At 40.7% G+C, this 26,864-nt stretch carries 23 protein-coding genes, 1 tRNA gene and 3 pseudogenes; 26 read left to right on the top strand and 1 reads right to left on the bottom strand.

Annotation, left to right across the window (positions count from 1 at the left end):
- Positions 1-10: 10 nt before the first annotated feature.
- From secY to H7U02_RS00410, 14 genes are all read left to right on the top strand, one after another.
- Positions 11-1,306 carry a preprotein translocase subunit SecY gene (secY, locus tag H7U02_RS00470; RefSeq protein ID WP_002892081.1) on the top strand — a complete coding sequence of 432 codons (1,296 nt, stop codon included), beginning with the start codon at positions 11-13 and terminating at the stop codon, positions 1,304-1,306.
- Between the two features lie 131 nt (positions 1,307-1,437).
- Positions 1,438-2,076, top strand: coding sequence for an adenylate kinase (locus tag H7U02_RS00465; protein WP_048790850.1), 639 nt, complete (start codon positions 1,438-1,440; stop codon positions 2,074-2,076).
- Positions 2,077-2,193: 117 nt separating this feature from the next.
- The gene (gene infA, locus H7U02_RS11440) at positions 2,194-2,412 is read left to right on the top strand and encodes a translation initiation factor IF-1 (protein WP_001040189.1); all 219 of its coding nucleotides are present in this window, start codon (positions 2,194-2,196) and stop codon (positions 2,410-2,412) included.
- Positions 2,413-2,437: 25 nt separating this feature from the next.
- Positions 2,438-2,554, top strand: coding sequence for a 50S ribosomal protein L36 (rpmJ, locus tag H7U02_RS00455; protein WP_000868345.1), 117 nt, complete (start codon positions 2,438-2,440; stop codon positions 2,552-2,554).
- Between the two features lie 17 nt (positions 2,555-2,571).
- Positions 2,572-2,937 carry a 30S ribosomal protein S13 gene (gene rpsM, locus H7U02_RS00450; protein ID WP_002885820.1) on the top strand — a complete coding sequence of 122 codons (366 nt, stop codon included), beginning with the start codon at positions 2,572-2,574 and terminating at the stop codon, positions 2,935-2,937.
- A 26-nt stretch (positions 2,938-2,963) separates the two neighbouring features.
- On the top strand, positions 2,964-3,347 hold the full coding sequence (rpsK, locus tag H7U02_RS00445; protein WP_002885718.1) for a 30S ribosomal protein S11: 384 nt from the start codon (positions 2,964-2,966) through the stop codon (positions 3,345-3,347).
- Positions 3,348-3,395: 48 nt separating this feature from the next.
- Positions 3,396-4,334, top strand: coding sequence for a DNA-directed RNA polymerase subunit alpha (locus H7U02_RS00440; RefSeq protein ID WP_002885793.1), 939 nt, complete (start codon positions 3,396-3,398; stop codon positions 4,332-4,334).
- Positions 4,335-4,351: 17 nt separating this feature from the next.
- Positions 4,352-4,738 carry a 50S ribosomal protein L17 gene (rplQ, locus tag H7U02_RS00435; protein WP_002885709.1) on the top strand — a complete coding sequence of 129 codons (387 nt, stop codon included), beginning with the start codon at positions 4,352-4,354 and terminating at the stop codon, positions 4,736-4,738.
- A 248-nt stretch (positions 4,739-4,986) separates the two neighbouring features.
- The gene (locus tag H7U02_RS00430) at positions 4,987-6,282 is read left to right on the top strand and encodes a gamma-glutamylcysteine synthetase (RefSeq protein WP_110980795.1); all 1,296 of its coding nucleotides are present in this window, start codon (positions 4,987-4,989) and stop codon (positions 6,280-6,282) included.
- Between the two features lie 192 nt (positions 6,283-6,474).
- Positions 6,475-6,560, top strand: a tRNA-Leu gene (locus tag H7U02_RS00425).
- A 145-nt stretch (positions 6,561-6,705) separates the two neighbouring features.
- Entirely contained in the window at positions 6,706-7,587 is an 882-nt protein-coding gene (locus tag H7U02_RS00420; protein WP_002885816.1) for a class II fructose-bisphosphate aldolase, read from the top strand.
- A gap of 300 nt (positions 7,588-7,887) precedes the next feature.
- Entirely contained in the window at positions 7,888-8,244 is a 357-nt protein-coding gene (locus tag H7U02_RS00415; RefSeq protein ID WP_002892073.1) for a hypothetical protein, read from the top strand.
- Between the two features lie 32 nt (positions 8,245-8,276).
- Positions 8,277-8,615: a hypothetical protein gene (locus tag H7U02_RS11435; RefSeq protein ID WP_080611667.1), complete on the top strand. Its 339-nt coding sequence runs from the start codon at positions 8,277-8,279 to the stop codon at positions 8,613-8,615.
- A gap of 15 nt (positions 8,616-8,630) precedes the next feature.
- Positions 8,631-9,191: a TIGR01440 family protein gene (locus H7U02_RS00410; RefSeq protein WP_070576053.1), complete on the top strand. Its 561-nt coding sequence runs from the start codon at positions 8,631-8,633 to the stop codon at positions 9,189-9,191.
- A gap of 44 nt (positions 9,192-9,235) precedes the next feature.
- Here H7U02_RS00410 and H7U02_RS00405 read toward each other — a convergent pair.
- Positions 9,236-9,763: pseudogene (locus tag H7U02_RS00405) on the bottom strand (UTRA domain-containing protein); the annotation flags it as partial.
- On the opposite strand from H7U02_RS00405, the pseudogene H7U02_RS00400 reads away from it, so the two are divergent.
- From H7U02_RS00400 to ilvN, 12 genes and pseudogenes are all read left to right on the top strand, one after another.
- A pseudogene (locus H7U02_RS00400) lies at positions 9,759-10,793 on the top strand (alpha-amylase family glycosyl hydrolase); the annotation flags it as partial. The pseudogenes H7U02_RS00405 and H7U02_RS00400 sit on opposite strands and share 5 nt — an antisense overlap.
- An 81-nt stretch (positions 10,794-10,874) precedes the next feature.
- Positions 10,875-12,770 (top strand): M13 family metallopeptidase, encoded by a 1,896-nt coding sequence (locus H7U02_RS00395; RefSeq protein WP_201042578.1) that lies wholly within the window; start codon positions 10,875-10,877, stop codon positions 12,768-12,770.
- Between the two features lie 118 nt (positions 12,771-12,888).
- Positions 12,889-15,498 (top strand): annotated as a pseudogene (gene adhE / locus H7U02_RS00390) (bifunctional acetaldehyde-CoA/alcohol dehydrogenase); the annotation flags it as partial.
- 160 nt (positions 15,499-15,658) lie between these two features.
- A complete protein-coding gene (locus tag H7U02_RS00385) occupies positions 15,659-16,504 on the top strand; it encodes a hypothetical protein (protein ID WP_110980819.1) in 846 nt (281 codons plus the stop codon).
- 25 nt (positions 16,505-16,529) lie between these two features.
- The gene (locus H7U02_RS00380; RefSeq protein WP_110980820.1) at positions 16,530-17,507 is read left to right on the top strand and encodes a hypothetical protein; all 978 of its coding nucleotides are present in this window, start codon (positions 16,530-16,532) and stop codon (positions 17,505-17,507) included.
- A 159-nt stretch (positions 17,508-17,666) separates the two neighbouring features.
- Complete coding sequence (thrC, locus tag H7U02_RS00375) at positions 17,667-19,151, top strand: threonine synthase (protein WP_080611672.1); 1,485 nt, start codon at positions 17,667-17,669, stop codon at positions 19,149-19,151.
- Between the two features lie 60 nt (positions 19,152-19,211).
- Complete coding sequence (locus H7U02_RS00370; protein WP_110980821.1) at positions 19,212-20,498, top strand: MATE family efflux transporter; 1,287 nt, start codon at positions 19,212-19,214, stop codon at positions 20,496-20,498.
- Between the two features lie 111 nt (positions 20,499-20,609).
- Entirely contained in the window at positions 20,610-20,975 is a 366-nt protein-coding gene (locus tag H7U02_RS00365) for an Asp23/Gls24 family envelope stress response protein (RefSeq protein WP_002885694.1), read from the top strand.
- On the top strand, positions 20,975-22,642 hold the full coding sequence (locus H7U02_RS00360; RefSeq protein WP_070437464.1) for a DAK2 domain-containing protein: 1,668 nt from the start codon (positions 20,975-20,977) through the stop codon (positions 22,640-22,642). The genes H7U02_RS00365 and H7U02_RS00360 overlap by 1 nt, the downstream gene beginning before the upstream one ends.
- 168 nt (positions 22,643-22,810) lie before the next feature.
- Positions 22,811-24,532, top strand: a complete 1,722-nt coding sequence (ilvD, locus tag H7U02_RS00355; protein ID WP_070437467.1) for a dihydroxy-acid dehydratase — start codon at positions 22,811-22,813, stop codon at positions 24,530-24,532.
- A 133-nt stretch (positions 24,533-24,665) separates the two neighbouring features.
- Entirely contained in the window at positions 24,666-26,366 is a 1,701-nt protein-coding gene (locus H7U02_RS00350) for an acetolactate synthase large subunit (protein ID WP_070437470.1), read from the top strand.
- Positions 26,359-26,835 (top strand): acetolactate synthase small subunit, encoded by a 477-nt coding sequence (gene ilvN / locus H7U02_RS00345; RefSeq protein WP_002892046.1) that lies wholly within the window; start codon positions 26,359-26,361, stop codon positions 26,833-26,835. The genes H7U02_RS00350 and ilvN overlap by 8 nt, the downstream gene beginning before the upstream one ends.
- The last annotated feature ends 29 nt before the right edge of the window (positions 26,836-26,864 follow it).

Genomic DNA, 26,864 nt, shown 5'->3' with positions numbered 1-26,864 from the left:
GTAACTCATTATGTTCTTTAAACTATTAAAAGACGCATTGAAAGTCAAAAACGTTCGTAATAAGATTTTATTTACAATCTTCATTATTTTCGTTTTTCGTGTAGGGACTCATGTAACAGTTCCTGGTATCAATGCGGAAAGTTTGAAACAATTAAGCGATTTACCTTTCTTGAACATGCTTAACTTGGTGTCTGGTAATGCCATGAATAACTTCTCAATCTTCTCGATGGGGGTTAGTCCTTACATTACAGCATCAATCATCGTCCAACTTTTGCAGATGGATATCTATCCGAAATTTGTGGAGTGGGGCAAACAAGGGGAAGTTGGTCGTCGTAAATTGAACCAAGCGACTCGCTATATTACTCTTGTTTTAGCCTTTGTTCAATCGATTGGTATTACAGCAAGTTTTAATACTCTCTCATCAATTTCATTGGTTAAAACACCAAATGTTTCAACCTACCTATTGATTGGGACAATTCTAACTGCTGGTAGCATAATTGTGACATGGCTTGGTGAACAAATCACAGATAAAGGTTTTGGTAATGGTGTGTCAATGATTATCTTTTCAGGGATTATTGCTTCTATTCCAAAAATGTTCTCAACGATTTACGAGGATTTCTTTGTCAATGTTCGTTCAGGAGAATTGACTCGTTCATATATCATAGTTGCTTTGTTAATTGTGGTAGGTTTGGCGATTGTCTTCTTTACGACCTTTGTTCAACAGGCAGAATATCAAATTCCAATTCAATATACTAAATTGGTTCAAGGGGCTCCAACGAGTTCTTACCTTCCATTGAAAGTAAATCCAGCTGGTGTTATTCCCGTTATCTTTGCTAGCTCGATTACAACAATTCCTAGTACTATTCTTCCATTCTTCTCGAAGGTTACATGGTTATCACACTTACAAGGACTACTCTCGTATAATACACCTAGTGGAATGATTACTTATGCGATATTGATTATCTTATTCTCATTCTTCTACACATTTGTCCAAGTAAATCCTGAAAAAACTGCTGAAAATCTTCAAAAGAATGGGTCTTACATTCCTAGTGTTCGTCCAGGTCGTGAGACTGAAAAGTACATGTCTTCATTGCTTAAGAGATTGGCAACAATCGGGGCTGTATTTCTCGCGTTTATTTCATTGGCTCCAATTGCGGCTCAACAGTTTATGCACCTTACAAGCTCAATCGCGCTTGGTGGTACATCTCTCTTGATCTTGATTTCAACTGGTATCGAAGGTATGAAACAACTCGAAGGTTACCTATTGAAACGTCAGTACGTTGGATTTATGAATCTTGAAGACTAAGTCTTCTCATGAACAATTGAGAGGGAAAGAAAGGTTACTTTCTGTCCCTTCTCTTTTGTTTTTTGATAACTCTACCAATGTGTTAAAACCTTGATAGAGTTATTTGAAAACAAAAATAAGGAGTTCGTAAGATGAATCTTTTAATTATGGGTCTACCAGGTGCTGGTAAAGGGACTCAAGCTGCAAAAATTGTTGAAGAATTTGGTGTAGCTCACATCTCAACTGGTGATATGTTCCGTGCTGCTATGGCTAACCAAACTGAAATGGGTGTTTTGGCCAAATCATTCATCGATAAAGGTGAATTGGTACCAGATGAAGTAACAAACGGAATCGTTAAAGAGCGTTTGGCTCAAGACGACATTAAGGAAAAAGGATTCCTTTTGGATGGTTTTCCTCGCACAATCGAACAAGCTCATTCCTTGGATCAAATCTTGGTTGATCTTGGTTTGGAGCTTGATGGAGTAATCAATATCGAAGTGGATCCATCTTGCCTTCTTGAACGCTTGAGTGGTCGTATTATTCACCGCGAAACAGGTGAAACTTACCATAAAGTATTCAACCCACCAGCTGACTACAAGGAAGAAGACTATTACCAACGTGAAGATGACAAACCAGAAACAGTGAAACGCCGCTTGGATGTGAATATTGCTCAAGGTGAGCCAATTATTGCACATTACCGTGAGCTTGGTCTTGTATCAGATATTCAAGGTAACCAAGATATCGACGATGTATTCGCTGATGTTAAAAAAGCGATTGCAGCAATTAAATAATTATATAATCTTACTTGCGTATCAGACTTAAGCATGTTATAATACTTTAGTCTGACTTATAATTGTTACCTCTGTGCTCAGAGGAAATCAAATCGAAATTTTAGGGGGTACTTTTGCGTGGCAAAAGAAGACGTGATTGAAATTGAAGGTAAAGTTGTAGAAACTATGCCTAATGCTATGTTTACTGTTGAATTGGAAAATGGACACCAAATTTTGGCGACAGTTTCTGGTAAAATCCGTAAAAACTACATTCGTATTTTGGTCGGTGACCGTGTGACTGTTGAAATGAGTCCTTATGATTTGACACGTGGACGCATCACATACCGCTTTAAATAATCGAAATAATTGGAGGGATTGAAACATGAAGGTAAGACCATCGGTTAAACCAATTTGCGAATACTGTAAAGTTATTCGTCGTAACGGTCGTGTTATGGTAATTTGTCCAACAAATCCAAAACACAAACAACGTCAAGGATAATATAGAAAGGAGAAATCATGGCTCGTATTGCTGGAGTTGACATTCCAAACGATAAACGTGTAGTAATTTCACTTACTTACGTATACGGTATCGGACTTGCAACATCTAAGAAAATCTTGGCTGCTGCAGGCGTTTCTGAAGACATCCGCGTTAAAGATTTGACAAATGATCAAGAAGACGCTATCCGTCGCGAAGTGGATGCAATCAAAGTTGAAGGTGACCTTCGTCGTGAAGTTAACCTTAACATCAAACGTTTGATGGAAATCGGTTCATACCGTGGTATCCGTCACCGTCGTGGACTTCCTGTCCGTGGACAAAACACTAAAAACAATGCCCGCACTCGTAAAGGTAAAGCTGTTGCGATTGCAGGTAAGAAAAAATAATTAAAATAAAATAGGAGGTAAAAACATTGGCTAAACCAACACGTAAACGTCGTGTGAAAAAGAATATCGAATCTGGTATTGCTCACATTCACGCTACTTTCAATAACACTATTGTTATGATTACAGATGTGCATGGTAACGCTGTAGCATGGTCATCAGCTGGTGCTCTTGGTTTCAAAGGTTCTCGTAAATCTACACCATTTGCTGCACAAATGGCTTCAGAAGCTGCTGCTAAATCTGCACAAGAACATGGTCTTAAAACAGTTGAAGTAACTGTTAAAGGTCCTGGTTCAGGTCGTGAGTCTGCTATCCGTGCTCTTGCTGCTGCAGGTCTTGAAGTAACAGCAATCCGTGATGTAACACCTGTACCACATAATGGTTGTCGTCCTCCAAAACGTCGTCGTGTGTAATCTTTAATAACAATAGTACACAAGGTTCGTTTCGAGGGAGTATAATAAATGATTGAGTTTGAAAAACCAATAATAACAAAAATTGATGAAAATAAAGATTACGGCAAATTTGTCATCGAACCACTAGAACGTGGTTATGGTACAACTTTGGGTAACTCTCTTCGTCGTGTACTTTTGTCATCACTTCCAGGTGCTGCCGTAACATCAATTAAGATTGATGGAGTACTCCACGAATTTGATACCGTACCAGGCGTCCGTGAAGACGTGATGCAAATCATCCTTAATATTAAAGGACTTGCTGTAAAATCTTACGTCGAAGACGAAAAGACAATTGAACTTGATGTCCAAGGTCCAGCTGAAGTTACTGCTGGAGACATCTTGACTGATAGCGACATTGAAATTGTTAACCCTGATCATTATCTTTTCACTATCGCTGACGGCGCTTCTTTGAAAGCGACTATGACAGTAGCTACAAACCGTGGTTATGTTCCAGCAGATGAAAACAAGAAAGACGATGCACCAGTGGGAACATTGGCTGTAGATTCAATCTACACACCAGTGAAAAAAGTCAATTATCAAGTTGAACCTGCCCGTGTAGGTAGCAATGATGGTTTTGATAAATTGACAATCGAAATCATGACAAACGGAACAATCATCCCTGAAGATGCCCTCGGTCTCTCGGCTCGCGTTTTGATTGAACACTTGAACTTGTTTACTGACCTTACTGATGTTGCTAAAGCTACTGATGTAATGAAAGAAACTGAAAAAGTGAACGATGAAAAGGTGCTTGACCGTACCATCGAAGAACTTGATTTGTCTGTACGCTCATATAACTGTTTGAAACGTGCCGGTATTAATACCGTTCATGATTTGACAGAAAAAACTGAGCCTGAAATGATGAAAGTCCGTAACCTAGGTCGTAAATCTCTTGAAGAAGTCAAAGTTAAGTTGGCTGATCTTGGACTTGGACTCAAAAACGATAAATAATAATATAGGAGGATAACATGGCTTACCGTAAACTTGGACGCACAAGCTCACAACGTAAAGCGGTTCTTCGTGATTTGACTACAGATCTTATCATTAACGAAGCAATCGTTACAACTGAAGCACGTGCTAAAGAAATCCGTAAAACAGTTGAAAAAATGATTACTCTTGGTAAACGTGGTGATTTGCACGCACGTCGTCAAGCAGCTGCATTTGTACGTAACGAAATTGCATCTGAAAGCTATGATGAAGCAACTGATAAATATACATCAACAACTGCTCTTCAAAAACTTTTCTCAGAAATCGCACCTCGTTATGCTGAACGTAACGGTGGATACACTCGTATCCTTAAAACAGAACCACGTCGTGGCGATGCTGCCCCAATGGCAATCATCGAACTTGTTTAATTTTTATCAATTTTGTTGAGTGTTATGATGATGGAATAGCTTAGCTTTTCTTAGTCTAGCTCTGGTCTACCGCTGGGCATACGCCTAGCGGGAACACTCATCATAAAAATGGGAATAAATAAGCATGTAACGCTTGTTTACGAAAGGTAATACGGTTATTTTTCGTAAGCAGGCGTTTTTTTGTCTATAAATCGTCTGAATATTTTGATATAATGGAATAAGCTTATTTTAAAAAGGGGGACATTATTTTGACAACAGCCAAGGAACTGCTTAAGCAAAGGTACTATGAGCCAATTAAGGAGCAACCCGAATTATTTGTGGGGATTGAGTTGGAATACCCAGTTGTTAATTTGAGTGGTAATGCTACAGATGTCTCTCTTACAAAACAGTTACTAGTCTATCTTTTGGATAATTTTGATTTTCAAGCTGATAAGTATGATTCTTATAATAATCCTATTCAGCTTATCGATAAAGTTTCTGGAGACATGATTCTTTTTGAAGTTTCGTACAATACGATCGAGTTTGCTTTTGCAAAGGCTGAGAGAATTTCTGAGGTTGAGGAACGTCTGGATACTTACCTCAGTATAATCCAATCCTATCTTCAGAATCATAATCATGAGTTGCAAGGTTGGGGAGTGAATCCAAACTGGGCAAAAAATGACAACAGACCTGTTAAATCTCCTCGTTATGAAATGCTTATGGATTTTCTCGAGCTATCTAAAGCAAAGAACGATCCTTTCTTTCATGATTATCCAGAATATGCTTCTTTCATCTGTGGGAGTCAGGTACAATTAGATGTTTCAAAAACATCCTATTTAAGAGTCTTAAATGCTTTTAACCAAATAGAGGGACCCAAGGCAGTATTATTGGCAAACTCTGAGTTTTGGGGTTCTGATTGGGATTTAGCGCTTTCCCGTGATGTTTTCTGGGAGAATTCCATGCATGGTGTGTTTGAGGAAAATGCAGGAGTATTTCCTAAGGTATTTAAGAATGAAGATGACTATTTTTCTTACTTGTCTGAGACAGCCCTTTTTACTGCTAAGCGTGGTGACGAAACTTACTATTTTGAACCAATACGCGCTAAAGACTATCTGAGTACGCCATCTATCAAAGCACACTCTATTCGTGGCGAAGTAGTCACTATTGAACCAAGTGAGGAAGATTTTAAGACTCACCGTTCTTATCAATTTCAAGACTTAACGACTAGGGGAACCGTTGAGTTTCGCAGTGTTTGTACCCAACCTTTCTCATCAACCTTTGCGCCAGCAGCCTTTCACCTTGGTCTTTTAGTCAATTTGGTAAATCTAGAAAATATTTTAAATGACTCACCTTTTTTTGAAGCACTTGACTATGATTACCCTAGAATTCGTCGTTTATTTTCGAAAAAAGATATTTCTGCTACAGACCTCAAAATGATTTTACCTTTGACAGAATCGTTATTGTCTTGTGCTGAGGATGGCTTAAAATTGCGTGGTTTTGGAGAAGAAGTTTACTTAGCTCCCCTTAGAGAGAAATTAGATAGGCTGAATAAGAGTTTAGCTTAACCTTTGACAAGAGATATGATAGATAGTTTTTGCTAAAAAATTTAAAAAAAGTCAAAAAAGTATTGACGTCAGCAAACAATAAATGGTATTATATAATAGTTGTTTCGAAAGAGACAAGAGAAAGTTATTAAAAAACTTTCAAAAAAGTATTGACACGAGTTGTCAATCTTGATATAATAACTAATGTTGTTAGCGGAAATGGCGGAATTGGCAGACGCGCAGGACTAAGGATCCTGTGACCGCTTTAGGTCGTGAGGGTTCAAGTCCCTCTTTCCGCAGAGTAACCAGTCACATGACTGGTTTTTTTGTATTAAAAAATCAAAACGCTTACAAATTGTAGAAAAGCTAGTTTTTTGAGTTCAATTGTGATAGAATAAACTTGTAAACGGGTTCAAACCCAAAAAAATATAGGAGGCCTTTATAATGGCAATCGTTTCAGCAGAAAAATTTGTCCAAGCAGCTCGTGATAATGGTTACGCAGTTGGTGGATTTAACACAAACAACCTTGAGTGGACTCAAGCTATCTTGCGTGCAGCAGAAGCTAAACAAGCTCCAGTACTTATCCAAACTTCTATGGGTGCAGCTAAGTACATGGGTGGTTACAAATTGTGTAAAGTCCTTATCGAAGAATTGGTTGAATCAATGGGTATCACTGTACCAGTTGCTATTCACCTTGACCACGGTCACTACAATGACGCTTTGGAATGTATCCGTGTAGGTTACACTTCAGTTATGTTTGACGGTTCACACCTTCCAGTTGAAGAAAACCTTGAAAAAGCAGCTAAAGTTGTTGAATTTGCACACGCTAACGGTGTATCAGTTGAAGCTGAAGTTGGTACAATCGGTGGTGAAGAAGATGGTATCATCGGTGATGGTGAATTGGCACCAATCGAAGATGCTAAAGCTATGGTTGCAACTGGTATCGACTTCCTTGCAGCAGGTATCGGTAACATCCACGGTCCTTACCCAGAAAACTGGAGCGGACTTCACCTTGACCACTTGCAAAAATTGACAGAAGCTGTTCCTAACTTCCCAATCGTATTGCACGGTGGATCAGGTATTCCTGATGATCAAATCCAAGAAGCTATCAAACTTGGTGTTGCTAAAGTTAACGTTAACACTGAATGTCAAATCGCATTTGCTAACGCAACACGTAAATTTGTTGCTGAATACGAAGCAAATGAAGCAGAATACGACAAGAAGAAACTCTTCGACCCACGTAAATTCTTGAAACCAGGTTTCGAAGCTATTACAGAAGCTGTTGAAGAACGTATCGACGTATTCGGTTCAGCAAACAAAGCTTAATTAGACTATATAAGCTTGAAAATAAAGGGTTTGTCCAATATGGACAAGCCTTTTTCTTATGTTTTGCCACAAATTTGCCACACTTTCTAAATCTCAGTTCCTTTTGATTATAGATGTAGTGCAAACAAAGCGCAATTAGGCTATTAAAACAAGGTCCTTTCTGGGTCTTGTTTTTTTGTACCCAAATAAATAGTTAGTATCTGCGAATCAATCTGTGATTGAGAGGAAACAAATTTTAAAGATTGGATATGGCTTTGGTTGATAGATTCTATTTCCTAACTTTTTAAGATATGCTATAATATGAATATGTTTGATAATTATATTGTACCTGTATTTTTTGGTGGTGGAGCTCTTGCTCTACTAGGTTTAGTGTTATTTGGTTGGGCCTTGCCTTCATTTTTGAAGGGTAAGTGGTCTTATTTGATTTCTTTGCTAGGTTTAGGTTTGGTTGCTTTTGCCTATTTTGATGCGGCGATTGTTATCACTTATAAAATCTGGCTTGGATTGCTAGGTGTCATCATGATTGGTTGGGGACTTCCTTTCAACAATCGCAAGGGACGCCGTGCGATGACTATTTTCTGGGCTGTCATGGCAATCGTTGTGGGTATTGCTGCTATTGCATTCACTATTGCTTATGGTGTCATTAACCGCCACTAACATGAAACTGTAAAACATGCTATAATAATGGCATGTTTTATTTTATGACCCTATCATTTATTATCATGCCTGCCTTGGGCTGCTTCTTAATAGGCTTGGCTTTTGCTAAATCAGATTGTTGGGAGTTTTCTTGGATATTATCCTTAATAGGTTTAGTGGCCTTTATTTCTTCTTTTTGGCATATAGCACGCGTAGATTTATGGTTTATGCTAAGTTATAGTGTTGGTCCTTTTTTGATGGGATTTGGTTTCTCTTGGGATCTAAGTAAGAAACGCCGTAGGCAGTTATTATTATTAGGGGTATTTTTCCTTATCTTTTTTGTGATTCTGTACTATCTTATTGTGCGAATCCTGAATACAGCTGTTGTCTAAAGGAGGGCTGTTGTGATGTTGCTAGATTTAGAAGAGAAGACACGTGTGCTTGTAGAAGATATTGTTGAACGTTCCGCTATTGGGCGAGGAGCTATCTTTGTCTTGGGATTGTCTTCCAGTGAGGTCGCTGGTGGGATAATCGGAAAAGCCTCTAGCCGTGAAATTGGCCAACGAATTGTGAAAACGATTCTTGAAGTTTTGGAACCTAAAGGAATTTACTTGGCTGTTCAAGGATGCGAACATCTGAATCGTGCTTTGGTTGTTGAGCGTGAGCTCGCCATGGCTAAAGATTTGGAAATTGTTAATGTTCTTCCGACCTTGCATGCTGGGGGAAGTGGTCAGCTGGCTGCTTTCGACTATATGAAGGATCCTGTTGAGGTGGAGGAAATTGTCGCTCAGGCTGGTATCGATATTGGGGATACCTCTATTGGTATGCATGTGAAGAGGGTCCAAGTTCCTCTTCGCCCGATTGCTCCAGAATTAGGTGGTGCCCATGTGACTGCTTTGGCGAGTCGACCTAAGTTGATTGGTGGTGCTCGTGCGGAGTATCTAGCAGATCCTATCCGTAAAAACTAAAAAGTATCGGACAAGTGTTCGATACTTTTTCTTTTGGATTCGTTTTAGTGATGACGCTTGGCATAGTCGACAAATTTGAATTTTTCAAGTTTGTGTCGACTTTCGGTGAACTGAAACTGATTTCCATTATTCAGATAAACTTTTGAGCGTATGCAGACGACGTGGTGATCTTTACCGATATCGATGAGGATTTTGTCTTGCTCGGTAGTGTTGTCAATTGTGATTTCTTTAAAGGCATGAGAAATGCTAAGGTGGAGCTGATTCTCAAGGTAATCATAGATGGAGTTCTCAGCGATGCCACGGTTGAGTTGAGGCATAAGCCTCGCATCCAGGTAATCAATATCAACGACAGAGGCACAGCCATCAACGACTCTTTGCCGAATAAGACGCCAAACCTGTTGGCTTCTTGAAAATCCAGTTTTTTCTGAGAGATTGGTGTCAACGATGATTTTATCTAGAGAGATAACGTTGGTTTGTGATTTAATGCCTTGTTGTTCTATGAGCTCTTGGTAACTGGTTAAGTCAGATACAGGGAAGTTCACTTGTTCATGGCTAATAACTTGAGAAAAGGACGAAGTTTTAGTAGATTGTCCAGAAAATGAAGGGAAACCGGCTTATACGGATAAACCAATCGTGCATGATTATCTTCACATGATGAATGAAGCGACCTTTGGTTCTGACGATAGTTTTATGACGGTCGGAGAGATGTCTTCAACAACCATTGATAACTGTGTTCTTTATTCGGCACCGGAACGTCAGGAGTTGTCTATGGCCTTTAACTTCCACCATTTAAAAGTGGACTATGAAGATGGACAAAAATGGACCATTGCTCCCTTTGATTTTGAAGAGCTCAAGCGCCTCTACCACACCTGGGGCAAGGAAATGAGTGATCGTGGTGGATGGAGTGCCCTCTTTTGGAATAACCACGACCAACCTCGTGCCTTGAATCGCTTTGTGGATATTAAGAATTTCCGTAATGAAGAGGCTACCATGCTCGCAGCTAGCATCCACTTGTCACGTGGAACACCATACATCTACATGGGTGAAGAAATCGGGATGATCGATCCAGAGTATGACTCGATGGCAGATTACGTGGATGTGGAATCCATCAATGCTTATCAAATGCTCTTGGACCAAGGTAAATCTCCTGAGCAAGCCTTCAAGATTATCCAAGCTAAGTCACGTGATAATTCTCGTACGCCCATGCAATGGGATGCTTCTCTAAATGCAGGTTTTTCAACAGGCACTCCATGGTTGAAAGTTGGTAAATCTTATAAAGACATCAACGTTGAAAATGAAATCGATGGACCAATCTTTAAATTCTATAAAGAATTGATTCGCTTGCGCAAAGAAATGCCTATCATTTCAGAAGGAAGCTATCAGCCAGCACTTGAAGATAGCAAGCAGGTCTACGCCTTTGAACGCCACTTAGACGGTCAAAAACTCTTGGTGCTCAATAATTTCTATGGAAGTGAAGCTGAAGTGGAGATTCCAGAAGAATACCAAGCAGGGCGCGTGCTCTTGTCCAACTATGACGATGCGGAGCTTGCTGAAAAGGTAAGTCTTAAGCCTTATCAAACCCTAGCAATCTTAGTAAAATAAGCCAAACTTTCCTCAGTAAATGCTTTTGCTGGGGAATTTTGTTATAATGAAAGCACTTTTAATGTTGATGGAGGAAGTGTAATGACACGCTTACAAGATGATTTTTATGAATACGTCAATGGGAAATGGGCTGAGACAGCAGTCATTCCAGACGATAAACCTTCGACTGGTGGCTTTATGGACTTGGATCGAGATATCGAAAACTTGATGTTGGATATTACCGGAAAATGGCAACGGGGAGAAGAATTACCCGAAGATAGCATTCTGCAAAACTTTGTCAAATACCACAAGATGGTAGCTGATTTTGATGCACGAGAAGCAGCTGGTGTGGCTCCAGCCATGCCCTTGATCAATGAAATCAAGGCTCTGTCTTCTTTTGAAGACTATACCAGCAAGTTGGGCACCTATGAACTAGCTGGCAAACCAAATCTCTTGCCATTTAGCGTGTCGCCAGACTTTAAGAATGCCCAAATGAATGTCTTGTGGGGAGAAGCACCGGCTCTCATCTTGCCAGATACGACCTATTATGAAGAAGGCAACGAAAAAGGCCCAGAATTACTGGCTATCTGGCGTCAAATGATGGAAAAACTCTTATCTAAATTTGATTTCTCAGAGGAAGAAATCAAAGATATTCTGGATAAAGTGATTGCAGGGGACGCAGAATTGGCCAAATATGTCTTGTCGAACGAAGAAAAATCAGAGTACAACAAACTCTACCATCCCTATGAGTGGGCGGATTTCAAGGCCTTGGTCCCAGAATTGCCACTCGATGCCTTCTTTACAGAAGTAATCGGACAAACTCCAGATAAAATCATCGTGCCAGAAGAGCGTTACTGGAAGGAATTCGCACCAACATTCTACTCAGCAGCCAACTGGGAGACCCTTCATGCTGCATTGAAACTCGGCGCAGCTCTTTCTTGGACTCTATTTTTGACGGAAGAAATCCGTGTTTTGGCTGGTGAATATAGTCGTACGATTGCAGGTATTCCAGAACCTCGTCCAAAAGAAAAAGCAGCCTTATCAATAGCAGAAGTACCATATAGCCAAGCGCTTGGACTCTGGTATGCAGGTGAAAAATTCTCACCAGAAGCAAAAGCAGACGTAGAGCATAAAGTTGCAACTATGATTGAGGTTTACAAAGATCGTCTGGAAAAAGCAGATTGGCTCGCCTCTGAGACTCGTGAAAAAGCCATTGTCAAACTCAATGTCATCACACCTCATATCGGTTACCCTGAAAAGTTACCAGAAACTTATGCCAAGAAGGTTATCGACGAGAGCAAAACCTTGGTTGAAAATGCTCAGACTCTCTACGAAATTTCGATTGCCCATAGCTGGAGCAAGTGGAACCAACCGGTCGATCGTAGTGAATGGCACATGCCGGCTAATATGGTCAATGCCTACTATGATCCGCAACAAAACCAAATCGTCTTCCCAGCAGCGATTTTGCAGGTACCTTTCTATGACCTTCATCAATCTTCCTCAGCTAACTACGGTGGAATTGGAGCGGTCATTGCTCATGAAATTTCACACGCCTTTGACACCAATGGTGCTTCCTTTGACGAGCACGGTAGCTTGAAAGACTGGTGGAAGCCAGAAGATTACGAAGCCTTTACCGCTCGCACGCAAAAGGTCATCGATCAGTTTGAAGGGCAAGACTCTTACGGTGCTAAGATTAACGGGAAATTGACCGTTTCTGAAAACGTGGCAGACCTAGGAGGCATCGCTGCAGCCCTTGAAGCCGCTAAGAAAGAGGAAGATTTTTCAGCAGAAGAATTCTTCACCAACTTTGCTCGCATCTGGCGCATGAAAGCTCGGACAGAATATATGCAACTTCTTGCAAGTGTTGATGTCCACGCACCAGGAAAACTCCGTACCAATGTTCAACTACCAAACTTCGACGAATTCCACAAGGAATTTGACGTTAAAGAGGGCGACGGCATGTGGCGTGCCCCAGAAGATCGCGTGATTATTTGGTAATAATGATGAAATCTGTCCAAAAATGGACGGATTTCTTTATTTTTGTTGTTGTAAGGGTTTACATAGCGACTAGAAAACGCTATAATATACTTGTGTTAAAGCTTGTGAAGTTTTTAACAAGTATTCAAAGGAGTTTCATATGACTAAACAAACTAAAGATATTCAAACAGTAATTGATGAATTGGCAATAAAGGGGGTTAAAGCCCTCGATGCCATGGCTAACTTTACGCAGGAGCAAGTGGACCACATTGTTCACCAAGCTGCGATTGCTGCCCTAGATAAACACATGTACTTGGCAAAATTGGCCGTTGATGAAACAGGCCGTGGTATTTATGAAGATAAAGCCATCAAAAACATGTATGCCTCTGAATACATTTGGAATAGTATTAAATATGACAAGACAGTAGGCGTTATCGATGAAGATAAAGAACAAGGTTTGGTTTCTATCGCTGAGCCAGTAGGCGTTATCTGTGGGGTGACACCAACAACTAACCCAACTTCAACAACGATTTTCAAGGCCCTTATCGCTCTTAAGACACGTAACTCTATCGTCTTTGCCTTCCACCCATCAGCTCAAAAATCATCAGCAGAAGCTGCGCGCATTGTTCGCGATGCTGCTATTGAAGCGGGTGCACCTAAGAACTGTATCCAGTGGATTGAAGAGCCATCTATCGAAGCAACTGGTCTTTTGATGAACCATCCTAAGATTGCCACAGTACTTGCGACTGGTGGACCTGGTATGGTTAAGGCCGCTTATTCAACTGGTAAACCAGCTCTTGGTGTAGGAGCCGGGAACGTACCATCTTATATTGCTGCTGATGCTAAAGTTAAACGTGCTGTCAACGATATCATCGTTTCAAAAACTTTTGACAATGGTATGATTTGTGCTTCTGAACAAGCAGCTATCGTTGATGCGGCTATTTATGATGAAGTTAAGGCTGAATTCGAAGCACATCAATGTGTCATCATTTCTAAAAAAGCTGATATTGCTAAATTGGAAAAAGTCGTTCTTAATGAAGCACGTACAGCTGTAAATGGCGCTATTGTAGGTCACTCAGCTATTGAAATTGCTGAAAAAGCTGGTCTTAAAGTACCTGCAGGTACAAAAATGCTTTTGGCAGAAATTCCAGATGCAACAATGGAACACCCACTTGCCTTGGAAAAATTGTCTCCAGTCCTTGCCCTTATCAAATCTGATGGCGTTGAAGATGGATTCAAAAAAGCAGAAGGCATGCTCAATTTGGGAGGTCTTGGACATACAGCTGTTATCCACACTGAAAATGAAGAGCTACAACTCCAATACGGTATCCGCATGAAAGCCTGCCGTGTCTTGGTGAATAGCCCATCGGCTGAAGGTGGTATTGGTAATATCTACAATAACATGATTCCATCCTTGACTCTTGGTTGTGGTTCACATGGTCATAACTCAGTTTCACACAATGTTAGCTCATTTGATCTCTTGAATGTCAAGACATTGTCAAAGCGCCGCAATAACATGCAATGGTTTCGCGTCCCACCAAAAATCTTCTTCGAAAAAGATTCAATAACTTACTTGCGTCACATTGAAGCTGACCGCGTGATGTTGGTTTGTGACCCTGGTATGGTTCAGTTTGGTTACGCTGACTTGGTTAAACGCCAATTGGAACTTAACCGCCACAGACCAGTAGTAGATGTTTTCTCAGATGTTGAGCCAAACCCATCTACTAATACAGTTTATAAAGGATTGGAACGTTTTGTAGACTTCCAACCAGATGTGATTATCGCTCTTGGTGGTGGTTCTGCAATGGATGCTGCTAAGGCTATGTGGATGTTCTTTGAACACCCAGATGTAAGCTTCTTCGGTGCTAAACAAAAATTCTTGGATATCCGTAAACGTACTTACAAGATTCCTTACGCTCAGAAGACAACATTTATCTGTATCCCAACAACTTCAGGTACAGGTTCAGAGGTAACGTCATTTGCAGTTATCACTGATAGTGAAACTCATATCAAGTACCCATTGGCAGATTATGCTTTGACTCCGGACATTGCTATCGTTGACCCTGCTTTGGTTATGAGTGTACCTGCCAGCGTTACAGCAGATACAGGTATGGACGTTTTGACTCACGCCATTGAATCTTATGTATCAGTCATGGCTAGTGACTATACACGTGGGCTTTCACTCCAAGCAATTAAACTTGTTTTTGAAAATCTTGAACATTCTTACCGCTTTGGTGATGAAGAATCACGTGAAAAGATGCATAATGCGTCAACAATGGCTGGTATGGCCTTCGCCAATGCCTTCCTTGGTATCAACCACTCACTAGCTCATAAGGTTGGTCCTATGTTTGACATTCCACACGGACGTACTAATGCGATTTTGATGCCTCACGTTATCCGTTACAACGGTCGTGATCCTCAAAAACACGCTATGTTCCCTAAATATGACTACTTCCGTGCAGACAAAGATTACGCAGATATCGCTCGTTTTATGGGATGGGGTACTGACAAGCAATCAGATGCTGAATTAGTTGAAGTTTTGGCACAAAAAGTATACGAATTGGGTATTGCCGTTGGTATTGCCATGAACTGGAAGGGGCAAGGTGTTACTAAGAAACTTCTTCAAGACACTGCCTATACTTTGGCCGAACATGCTTATGAAGACCAATGTACAACAGCTAATCCGAAAGAACCACTTATTTCAGAATTGAAAGAAATCATCGAAATTGCCTTTGATTATAAAGGATAAGCGATAGACTAAAGTAGCTCTATAAGGGCTACTTTTTTTGCTAGAAACCTTCTATATTAGAGTGTTTATCCAAATTAAAAATAAAGGACTTTCCCGAATAAGATAGAAAAACGCTTTAAGAATTGTTATAATAACCTTACAGCGAGATAAGGAGATTCCTATGACAAAAGAAGAAGGGCTTAGTTTGGGTGAAACAGCACATCCTCTCAAGTCTCGTGAATTGAGGCCACCAGTGGCTTCTGCAGCAGGAAATAGAGCGACTAATAAGTTTAAAGAGTTTAATGCTGATAGGATGGTGAGTGTTCAATTCAATCCTAGTCAACAAGTAAAAGAATCAAAGGAGCCAGTAACCTCAAAGAATATTGTGGGGATGGTATCAGGTGTGATTGCAGCGATACTCACCATACTTTTGATTGTTTGTCTCGTGATGGGATACCGTTATCGAGCCGCAAGCATTGAGGGCGATTGGACAAGCCCAACCTTTAGTGAGAAAATGTTAGCCACTCTGAAAGATACTGCTAATACTAAGAATAAAGTTAGTAATGCTTTACCACAAGGTCAAGATCTTATCACCGATATCAATACAGCAATGAGTATTACTGACAATAAGGCTCACTTAAAAGTGAGCTTTGTTTACAATCGTAAAGGTCTTTATCAGGCTTACCAGAGTAGAGTTACTGAATTGAAAGGTCAGTACGGCGAGGAGTTCTCGGAGGTTTTTGATAGTTATTCATTGTCAGAAAAAGACTACTATAAACAGTTTGATGAGACAGTGAAGAAAGAACTTCCAAAGAGTTATACCTACGATGCCAAAACCGGTCGTGTCACAACAACTGCTTTTACGGGTGATATTAACCGTTGGGAGCAAACAATCACTGTGGATAAGGCTGGAGATTCAGATGCTTTTAAAAAAGGTGATGTATTAGATTATACGACTAACAATGGAGGCTTTACTATTAAGGCACACAGTGAATTTGGTGACATTAGCTTTACAAAAAATAAATAAAAAAGGAAATTAAAGGGGAATATAAATGACAAGAGCAGAATGGTTGGACTATTTTGAAACGGTAAACGGACGCAAGCCGAGTGTTCAGGAAATGGCGGATGCTTTGAAAGCTGGGGAGTTTGTTAATGAAGCACCGGCTAAAACTGAAGATGCAGCTACTACTGAACCTATTAAGGTTGAGGCAGAAATCGTCGAGACAAGTACTAGTCCTCTACCAACTGAAACGGCACCAGTAGTAACAGCAACTGCACCTTCTACGGTTCCTTTTCCAGAAGGACAAGCAGCTATGGCAAATTTGGCTCCTAAAAAACCAATGGATCCCAAAAAGAAAAAACGCATCCTAGTCTCAGTTTTGTCAGCAGTAGTCCTTGTCTTCTTATGTATCGGTGGCTTTATGACTTACCGTTATGTGACAGGTAATATTGATGGCAAATGGTACAGTAGTTCTCTAGGTAGAGAGTATAGCTCAAGCATGTCTGAAAGTTTGACAGACTTGGATAGTAAGGAGCTTGAAAAGTACTTTAAAGATACTGCTGTAACCATGAAAGTAAAGGGTAGCAATGCCAAGGTGACTGCTAGCTATACTTTTGATAAGAAAACCTATATCAAGGACTATCGTGAGAGGGTTCAGAAGTCCTTCTCAGCCTTTGGAGATTTATTTAAAGCCTTCTATGGAGATTCCTTTGAAAACTATTATAGTGAGGAAACCATAGAAAAAGAACTTGATGAAGCTCTTGAAAAAGCTGCGAAAGATAATGGTCAAAAGTATGATTCGAAGACAGGCGAAACAACAACAACCCTTTTCAAAGGGAAGGTTAGTCGCTTGGGGCATAAGATGACTGTTACTTCTGTCAACAAAGATGTTGATATCGATGGTCTCAATGTGAAAAAAGGTCAAGAGCTAAAAGTGACTAAAAAAGACAAGAAAGTAACGCTTAGTGGTGATGGTAAATCAAAAGATATTACTTTCTCAACTAAGAATGACACCAAAGATAAATTTTAAAATGACATCCGGAATCGCTATTCCGGATTTTTTCATGTCTTTGAGGGAAGAGAATAAGGTGATATCCGAATGATTTTCTCATAAGTCACAATACGTGTAGAAATATTCTGACAATTATGCTACAATAGAGCCACAGACTATCTAAAAAGAGGATTTACCATGACACTTGTATACCAATCAACACGTGACGAAAATAATAAAGTAACTGCTAGTCAAGCTATTCTTCAAGGTTTGGCAACAGATGGTGGCTTGTTCACACCATTGTCAACACCTGAGGTTGCTTTGGACTTTGATCAATTGAAAGACGCTTCTTACCAAGAAGTTGCTAAATTGGTCTTGTCAGCTTTCTTGGATGATTTTACGGAAGAGGAATTAGATTACTGTATCACAAATGCTTATGACGACAAGTTTGATACAGCTACTATTGCACCAGTAGTTAAACTTAAGAACCACTATAACCTTGAACTTTTCCATGGTTCTACTATCGCTTTCAAAGATATGGCCCTTTCAATCTTGCCTTACTTGTTAACAACATCAGCTAAAAAGCAAGGTGTTGATAATAAGATTGTTATCTTGACAGCGACATCAGGTGATACTGGTAAGGCTGCTATGGCTGGTTTTGCAGATGTTCCTGGAACTGAAATTATTGTCTTTTATCCAAAAGACGGTGTTTCAAAAATCCAAGAATTGCAAATGACCACTCAAACAGGGGCTAACACTCACGTTATTGCCATTGATGGTAACTTTGATGATGCTCAAACCGATGTGAAACGTATGTTTAATGATGTTGACTTGCGTGAGAAATTGTTGGCTCATCATACGCAATTCTCATCAGCTAACTCAATGAACGTCGGTCGTTTGGTACCACAAGTGGTTTACTATGTATATGCCTATGCGCAGTTGGTTAAGGCAGGTCATATCCAAAACGGAGATAAGGTTAACTTCACAGTACCAACAGGAAACTTTGGTAATATCTTGGCGGCTTATTATGCACGTCAGATTGGTGTTCCGGTTGGCAAATTAATCTGTGCCTCTAATGAAAATAACGTCCTCACAGACTTCTTCGCAACAGGTACTTATGACAAGAAACGTGACTTCAAGGTAACGACAAGTCCTTCTATGGATATCTTGGTATCTTCTAACTTGGAACGCTTGATTTTCCACCTTCTTGGTAATGATGCTGCTAAGACTAAAGAGCTCATGGATGCACTTGTGACTAAGGGCGAGTATACTTTGGCTGGTGCAGATAAAGATATTCTTGATTTGTTTGCAGCAGGTTTTGCAACTGAGGATGAAACAGCTGCTGAAATCAAACGTGTCTATGATGAAAACAAGTATATCGAAGATCCTCATACAGCGGTTGCCTCAGCTGTTTACGAAGCATATGTTCAAAAGACAGATGACCACACCCCTACAGTTATCGCTTCAACAGCTAGCCCATACAAATTCCCACGTGTGGCTATTTCAGCTGTCACTGGTAAAGACAGTGGGGATGATTTCAAAGCAGTAGAAGATTTGCACCAACTTTCAGGTGTAGCTATCCCAGCTGCTGTAAATGGACTTGAACATGCGGAAGTTCGCCATAAAACAGTTGTTGCGGCAGCTGATATGCAAAAAGCAGTTGAAAGCTATCTTGGTGTATAAGAATAAAAAAATAGGAGCTGAGAAATCAGCCCTATTTTTATCAATATAGAAGAGAATATTATGACAGAAACAAAGAAAATTCTAAACATAGCCTTGCCTGCTATGGCCGAAAACCTTCTACAAATGTTGATGGGGGTTGTCGATTCTTACCTAGTGGCTCAGGTTGGTATTGTCGCCATATCAGGGGTTTCCGTAGCCAATAATATAATCACGATTTACCAAGCTATCTTCATTGCTCTAGGAGCCTCAAGTGCCAGTGTCATTGCTAGAAGTCTAGGGAAGGGAGATGTTAAAGCGACTAACCGAGACACCTGGGATGCTATTATTATTACCCTTGCTCTTAGTCTCATTCTTGGTTTGCTTTCCATTTTTGGTGGTGGGGCCATTCTTAATCTTTTAGGTACTGAGCAATCTGTGACTCAGGCTGGTAGTCTCTACCTTGCTCTTGTCGGTGGAGGAGTGGTCTTCCTAGCCTTAATGACTACTTTTGGTAACATACTACGGGCTAAGGGACGGCCTCGTATTTCCATGGTCGTCAGTCTTTTGACTAATGTCCTTAATGCTATTTTATCTTCTTTAGCTATCTTTGTGGGACATTGGGGGATTATTGGGGTCGCAACGGCTACGGTTTTTTCTCGTCTGGTTGGGACAGTGATACTGTGGCAAGCGATGAAATTGGATGTGAAGCAGCTTGAAGTTACCAAACCTTTCAACAGGGAGTTGTTGGGGATTGCTCTGCCAGCAGCAGGTGAACGACTGATGATGCGTGCTGGAGATGTGGTCATTGTGGCTATTATTGTTACCTTTGGTACAGCCGTTGTCGGTGGTAACGCCATCGGTGAAAACCTTACTCAGTTTAACTATATGCCTGGTATGGGAGTCGCAACGGCTACGGTTATCTTGGTTGCCAATAGTTTGGGTCGAGGGGATAAGGCTCAGATGAAGCGTATTGTACGAGAGTCTTATTGGATTTCAACCTTTTTGATGGTTCTGGTTTCAGGGAGCATCTTGCTTTTTGGACAAGGCTTATCAGGTCTCTTTACAGATAATAAAGCAGCTATTGCGGCTAGCCAGGTAGTTATTCTTTATTCTTTCCTTGGGAATCCTGTGACCTCGGGGACTCTAGTCTACACAGCAGTTTGGCAAGGTCTTGGTAAGGCTAAGATGCCTTTCTATGCAACAACTATTGGGATGTGGATTATCCGAATTTTCTCAGGATATTTCCTTGGGGTGAGTCTGGGAATGGGTCTTGCTGGTGTCTGGATTGCAACCGTTGTTGATAATGTATGGCGTGCGGTCTTCCTCTATGTGATGTACCGTCGTTATCTCATAAAGAGAAAGTTTTAATGATAAATATTGAGGAGATACTCTTATTCAAAGGGTATCTTCTTCTTATTTTTTACAAGTAAGCTCGAATATGGTAAAATAAGCTGATAAAAACTTTTTGAGGTAGTAATTATGACTGTAAAAATCAATACAAAAGATGGTCAAATCGAATTGTCAGATGATGTCATCGCAACAGTAGTTGGCGGTTCAGCAACAGAAATTTTTGGCGTTGTCGGTATGGCAAGTAAGAGTGCTATCCGAGATAATTTTCAAGCACTTCTTGGAAAGGAAAACTACGCAAAAGGAGTTGTCGTGAAATCTACTGATGCAGGTATCACTGTGGATGTTTACACTGTTATGAGTTACGGTGTTAAGATTAGTGAGGTTTCAAAAAATATTCAAGAACGTGTGAAATTTAATCTTGAGAATCAACTCGGTATCAAGGCTGAAACAGTAAATGTTTACGTTCAAAATATTAAAGTCGTAGGAGAAAACTAGTGTCTAAAATTACAACAAGCTTGCTTCAGGAGATGGTCCAAGCAGCAGCAACACGTCTAGGTAAGCAAGCAGAATATGTGAATTCACTCAATGTCTTCCCAGTACCAGATGGAGATACTGGAACAAACATGGGAATGACTATGGATAACGGAGCTAAAGCTGTCGCAGATCAATCAGCTTCAACAGTTGGTGAAGTTGGTCAGATTTTATCTAAAGGTCTTTTGATGGGTGCCCGTGGTAACTCGGGTGTTATCACGTCACAATTGTTCCGTGGATTTGGTCAAAGTATCAAGGATAAAACGGAACTTGATGGTCAAGATTTAGCTCATGCCTTCCAAGCAGGTGTTGAAGTTGCTTATAAAGCAGTTATGAAACCTGTCGAAGGAACAATCCTTACAGTATCACGTGGTGCAGCTTCAGCAGCGATTAAGAAAGCTGAATCTACAAATGATGCTGTTGAGGTTATGCGTGCAGCTCTCGATGGAGCTAAGGCTGCCTTGGCCAAGACACCAGAGATGCTTCCAGTTTTGAAAGAAGTTGGTGTGGTAGACTCAGGTGGTCAAGGTTTGGTCTTCATTTATGAAGGTTTCTTGTCAGCCCTCACAGGTGAGTATATCGCTTCAGAGGACTTCCAAGCGACACCTGCTACGATGACAGAGATGATCAATGCAGAACACCATAAGTCAGTTGCTGGTCATGTTGCAACAGAAGACATTACCTTCGGTTACTGTACGGAAATCATGATTGGTCTCAAACAAGGTCCGACTTATGTGAAAGACTTTGACTATGAAGAGTTCCAAAATTACTTGAGTAACCTTGGGGATTCTCTTCTTGTGGTTAACGACGATGAAATTGTAAAAGTTCACGTCCATACAGAGGATCCAGGTCTTGTCATGCAAGAAGGTCTTAAATATGGGGCTCTTGTCAAAGTTAAGGTTGACAACATGCGTAACCAACACGATGCACAAGTTCAAAAAGAAGAAGCTATCCAAGCTACACCTTCTGCTCCTAAAGACTTTGCCCTTATTGCAGTTGTTGCCGGAGATGGACTTGCAGATATCTTCAAATCACAAGGTGTTGACTATGTGATTTCAGGTGGTCAAACAATGAACCCATCAACAGAAGATATTGTTAAGGCTATTGAACAGGTCAATGCTAAGAATGTAATCATCTTGCCAAACAATAAAAACATCTTTATGGCAGCGCAATCAGCTGCTGAAGTAGTAGATGTCAATGCGGCTGTTGTTGAAACACGTACAGTTCCACAAGGATTTACAAGTTTGCTTGCTTTCGATCCTAGCCAAAGTATCGAAGCTAATGTTGAAGCTATGACAGCTAGTCTTTCAGATGTAACAAGTGGTAGCGTGACATTGGCGGTACGTGATACAACTATTGATGGTCTTGAGATTCATGAAAATGACATCCTTGGTATGGTGGATGGTAAGATCCTTGTGTCTACACCAGATATGGACCAAGCCCTTCTTGATACCTTTGACAAAATGATTGACGAAGACAGTGAAATTGTTATGATTTACGTCGGCGAAGAAGGTAATCAAGAACAAGCTCAAGCACTTGCGGAAAAATTGGAAGAGGCTCACGAAGATATCGAAGTTGAAATCTTCCAAGGAGACCAACCAGTTTATCCATACCTCTTCAGTGTTGAATAATTTTGAATAATCATTTAGGAAGTCTTAGGGCTTCCTTTTTGTTTTGTCAGTTTTGATATAGCAGGGATATCTTTTCGGAATTACAAAAATATTCTGAAAATTCCTTGACATTACTTTCCAAAGTGGTAACATATGTTGTAAGAAATTTTATAGATTGAAGGTAACATCATGAGAAGTGATATGATCAAAGTTGGTGTTGATAAGGCACCAGCACGCGGACTTTTGTATGCGACTGGGCAAGTTAAATCTGCCAATGACATGCAAAAGCCCTTCATTGCTATTTGTAACTCTTATATTGATATTGTTCCAGGGCATGTTCACTTGCGTGAATTAGCAGATATTGCCAAGGAAGCTATCCGTGAGGCTGGCGGTATTCCTTTTGAGTTTAATACCATTGGTGTGGATGATGGGATTGCCATGGGGCATATTGGGATGCGTTACAGTCTTCCATCTCGTGAATTGATTGCCGATTCTGCAGAAACAGTTATTAATGCCCACTGGTTTGACGGGGTTTTCTACATTCCTAACTGTGATAAGATTACACCAGGGATGATTTTGGCGGCCATGCGTACTAATGTGCCAGCAGTATTTTGTTCTGGTGGCCCTATGAAGGGTGGCGTTGACATGACTGGTCACCAAGCGACGCTATCAAGTTTGTTTGAAGCTGTAGGTACCTATCAGGCTGGAGATATGAGCAAGGAAGAGCTCGATTATTTGGAGAAAAATGCTTGTCCAACTTGTGGTTCATGCTCAGGAATGTTTACCGCTAACTCAATGAACTGTTTGATGGAAGTTTTGGGCCTTGCCCTTCCAGGTAACGGTACTATCCTAGCCGTTTCAGATGAACGCCGTGAATTGGTTCGTCAAGCAGCCACAAAATTGATGGATAACATCAAAAATAATGTTCGCCCACGTGATATTGTGACCAAAGAAGCCATCGATGATGCGTTTGCTCTAGATATGGCCATGGGTGGTTCAACCAATACTGTTCTTCATACGCTTGCTATTGCGCGTGAGGCCGGTATTGACTATGATCTTAAAGACATTAACGAGATTGCCAAGAAGACACCTTATCTCTCTAAAATTGCACCTTCAAGTGTTTACACTATGCATGATGTCCATGAAGCTGGTGGTGTTCCAGCCATTATTAATCAGTTGATTAAAAAAGGAGCCATTAAGGGTGATCGTATTACAGTTACTGGTAAGACTTTGAAAGAAAACGTAGCTGGTGCTGAAATCAAAAATGAAGAAATTATCCATCCAATTGAGCATCCTATCTCACCAGTTGGTGGTTTGTCTATCCTTTACGGAAATATTGCTCAGGATGGAGCGGTTATCAAGGTCGGTGGTGTAGATCCGTCTGTTAAAACTTTCCGTGGTAAAGCTATTTGTTGTGATTCACAAGATCAGGCCCTTGAGTTAATTGATAATGGAACAGTTAAGAAGGGCCATGTCGTTGTCATTCGTTACGAAGGTCCTCAGGGTGGACCTGGTATGCCAGAAATGTTGGCACCAACTTCTAAGATTGTCGGACGCGGTCTTGGTAAGGATGTGGCTCTGATTACGGATGGTCGTTTCTCAGGAGCTACTCGTGGTATTGCTATTGGTCATGTTTCTCCAGAAGCAGCAGAAGGTGGTAATATCGCCCTAATCGAAGATGGGGATGAAATCGTGATTGACCTACCAAATCGTACCCTTGATCTGCTTGTCGATGATGCAACCCTTGAAGAACGCCGCAAACATTTGAAAACTTTCAAATCAAAAATTTCAAGTGGTTGGTTGCGTCGCTATACAGCCTTTGCTAAATCAGCCAATGTTGGCGGAACTTTGATGAGTGACGAAGAATTCGAAGAACGTAAAGCAGAACGTCAAGCACAAGAAAAAAACTAAGAACATTCTTTCCGAAGAGTTTGTGATATTTTTCTCCGAAACCCTTGCAAATTTGGTTAAAAATGTTATCATAGTATACAAGGTTTTGAATTTTTAGACAATTCGAAAAAAACAACTACTAAAGGAGGTCCATGTGAAGAAAATTGAACTTGAAGAAGCACGCTCTGGTGCTGATTTAATTCTAGATACACTTCTTGAACTTGGGATTTCAACTATCTTTGGATATCCTGGCGGAGCGGTTCTTCCTTTGTATGATGCTATTTACAAAAATGACAAGATTAATCATATCTTATCTCGTCATGAGCAAGGAAGTCTGCACGAAGCTGAAGGTTATGCCAAATCAACTGGTAAACTCGGTGTTGCTCTTGTAACGAGTGGTCCTGGTGCCACTAATGCTATTACCGGGATTGCAGATGCTATGAGTGATAGCGTACCTCTCCTAGTCTTTACTGGTCAGGTCGCAACACCAGGTATTGGTAAGGATGCCTTCCAAGAGGCTGACATTGTCGGAATTACCATGCCGATTACCAAATACAATTATCAGATTCGCGATACAGCTGATATTCCTCGTATTATTAGGGAAGCGGTTCATATTGCAACAACTGGCCGACCTGGTCCAGTTGTTGTCGACCTCCCTAAAGATGTCGTGGCTAAGGAAACAGCCTTCATCAACGATCCTGAAATTAATCTTCCAAGTTACCAACCGACGCTAAGACCAAACGAAATGCAAATCAAGAAAATCTTGAAGCAGTTGGGTAAAGCTAAGAAGCCGGTTATTGTAGCTGGAGGTGGGGTGTCTTATTCTGAATCTGCTAAGGAGCTAGTTACTTTTGCAGAACGCTACCAAATCCCAGTTGTTACAAGTCTTTTAGGTCAAGGGACAATTGCTACTAGTCACCCCCTCTTCTTGGGTATGGGTGGTATGCACGGTTCATATGCAGCTAACATTGCTATGACCGATGCTGACTTTATGATTGCCATTGGTTGTCGTTTTGATGACCGTTTGACAGGTAATCCTAAAACATTTGCCAAGAATGCCAAGGTTGTCCATATTGATGTAGATCCAGCTGAGATTGGTAAAATTATTGCAGTGGACCTTCCAGTTGTTGGTGATGCCAAGCAAGCTCTTGAAATGCTCTTAGCAGAACCAGTGGTTAAGAATAACACTGAAAAATGGATTGAAAAAGTTACAAAAGATAAAGAGCGTGTACGTTCTTACGATAAGAAGGAACGTATGGTACAGCCTCAGGCAGTTATCGAGCGTATCGGTGAATTGACTAAGGGTGACGCGGTTGTTGTTACTGACGTTGGTCAACATCAAATGTGGACAGCTCAGTATTATCCATACCAAAATGAGCGTCAATTGGTGACCTCAGGTGGTCTTGGAACAATGGGGTTCGGTGTTCCAGCAGCAATTGGTGCTAAAATTGCTAATCCTGATAAAGAAGTTATCCTCTTTGTTGGTGATGGTGGTTTCCAAATGACGAATCAAGAATTGGCTATCTTAAATGTTTACAAGGTGCCAATCAAGGTTGTTATGTTGAATAACCACTCACTTGGTATGGTACGTCAATGGCAAGAGTCCTTCTACGAAGGGCGTACATCAGAGTCTGTCTTTGATACCCTTCCAGATTTCCAATTGATGGCTCAAGCTTACGGCATTAAGTCTTACAAGTTTGATAATCCAGAGACAATTGATCAGGATTTGGAAGTTATCAAGGAAGACGTGCCAATGTTCATCGAGGTGGATATCTCTCGTAAAGAGCATGTCTTGCCAATCGTTCCGGCTGGTAAGAGTAATCACGAAATGTTGGGGGTGAAGTTCAATGCGTAGAATGTTAACAGCTAAACTTCAGAACCGTTCAGGTGTCCTTAACCGCTTCACAGGTGTTCTTTCACGACGTCAAGTTAACATTGAAAGTATCTCTGTAGGGGCTTCTGAGGATCCTAACGTTTCACGTATTACGATTATTATTGATGTGAATACTCAAAATGAAGTGGAACAAATCATCAAACAGCTTAATCGTCAGATTGATGTGATTCGCATCCGTGATATCACGGATCAGCCACACTTGGAACGTGAAGTTATCCTAGTTAAGGTATCAGCACCAACCTCTAAACGTGCTGAAATCTTGGCGATTATTCAACCTTTCCGTGCTTCGGTGGTTGATGTGGCACCAAGCTCTATCACTATCCAGATGACTGGTGATGCTGAAAAGAGCGAGGCGCTTCTACGAGTTATTCGTCCTTACGGAATCAAAAATATCGCTCGTACGGGTGCTACTGGATTTACCCGTGATTAAAAAATCCAACTTAAATTTGTTAACCCAGC

It is taken from the genome of Streptococcus sp. 3.1, from assembly GCF_016648915.1.
GTDB classification, from domain to species: domain Bacteria; phylum Bacillota; class Bacilli; order Lactobacillales; family Streptococcaceae; genus Streptococcus; species Streptococcus salivarius_E.
Note: the sequence above shows the minus strand (reverse complement) of the source record. Positions and strands in the feature narration are given on the sequence as shown.

Excerpts from the sequence above, each read along its gene's own strand:
- secY (WP_002892081.1), top strand. The coding sequence starts at position 11 with ATGTTCTTTAAACTATTAAAAGACGCATTGAAAGTCAAAAACGTTCGT.
- H7U02_RS00465 (WP_048790850.1), top strand. The coding sequence starts at position 1,438 with ATGAATCTTTTAATTATGGGTCTACCAGGTGCTGGTAAAGGGACTCAA.
- rpmJ (WP_000868345.1), top strand. The coding sequence starts at position 2,438 with ATGAAGGTAAGACCATCGGTTAAACCAATTTGCGAATACTGTAAAGTT.
- rpsM (WP_002885820.1), top strand. The coding sequence starts at position 2,572 with ATGGCTCGTATTGCTGGAGTTGACATTCCAAACGATAAACGTGTAGTA.
- H7U02_RS00440 (WP_002885793.1), top strand. The coding sequence starts at position 3,396 with ATGATTGAGTTTGAAAAACCAATAATAACAAAAATTGATGAAAATAAA.
- rplQ (WP_002885709.1), top strand. The coding sequence starts at position 4,352 with ATGGCTTACCGTAAACTTGGACGCACAAGCTCACAACGTAAAGCGGTT.
- H7U02_RS00420 (WP_002885816.1), top strand. The coding sequence starts at position 6,706 with ATGGCAATCGTTTCAGCAGAAAAATTTGTCCAAGCAGCTCGTGATAAT.
- H7U02_RS00415 (WP_002892073.1), top strand. The coding sequence starts at position 7,888 with ATGAATATGTTTGATAATTATATTGTACCTGTATTTTTTGGTGGTGGA.
- H7U02_RS11435 (WP_080611667.1), top strand. The coding sequence starts at position 8,277 with ATGTTTTATTTTATGACCCTATCATTTATTATCATGCCTGCCTTGGGC.
- H7U02_RS00410 (WP_070576053.1), top strand. The coding sequence starts at position 8,631 with ATGTTGCTAGATTTAGAAGAGAAGACACGTGTGCTTGTAGAAGATATT.
- H7U02_RS00395 (WP_201042578.1), top strand. The coding sequence starts at position 10,875 with ATGACACGCTTACAAGATGATTTTTATGAATACGTCAATGGGAAATGG.
- H7U02_RS00385 (WP_110980819.1), top strand. The coding sequence starts at position 15,659 with ATGACAAAAGAAGAAGGGCTTAGTTTGGGTGAAACAGCACATCCTCTC.
- H7U02_RS00380 (WP_110980820.1), top strand. The coding sequence starts at position 16,530 with ATGACAAGAGCAGAATGGTTGGACTATTTTGAAACGGTAAACGGACGC.
- thrC (WP_080611672.1), top strand. The coding sequence starts at position 17,667 with ATGACACTTGTATACCAATCAACACGTGACGAAAATAATAAAGTAACT.
- H7U02_RS00370 (WP_110980821.1), top strand. The coding sequence starts at position 19,212 with ATGACAGAAACAAAGAAAATTCTAAACATAGCCTTGCCTGCTATGGCC.
- H7U02_RS00365 (WP_002885694.1), top strand. The coding sequence starts at position 20,610 with ATGACTGTAAAAATCAATACAAAAGATGGTCAAATCGAATTGTCAGAT.
- ilvD (WP_070437467.1), top strand. The coding sequence starts at position 22,811 with ATGAGAAGTGATATGATCAAAGTTGGTGTTGATAAGGCACCAGCACGC.
- ilvN (WP_002892046.1), top strand. The coding sequence starts at position 26,359 with ATGCGTAGAATGTTAACAGCTAAACTTCAGAACCGTTCAGGTGTCCTT.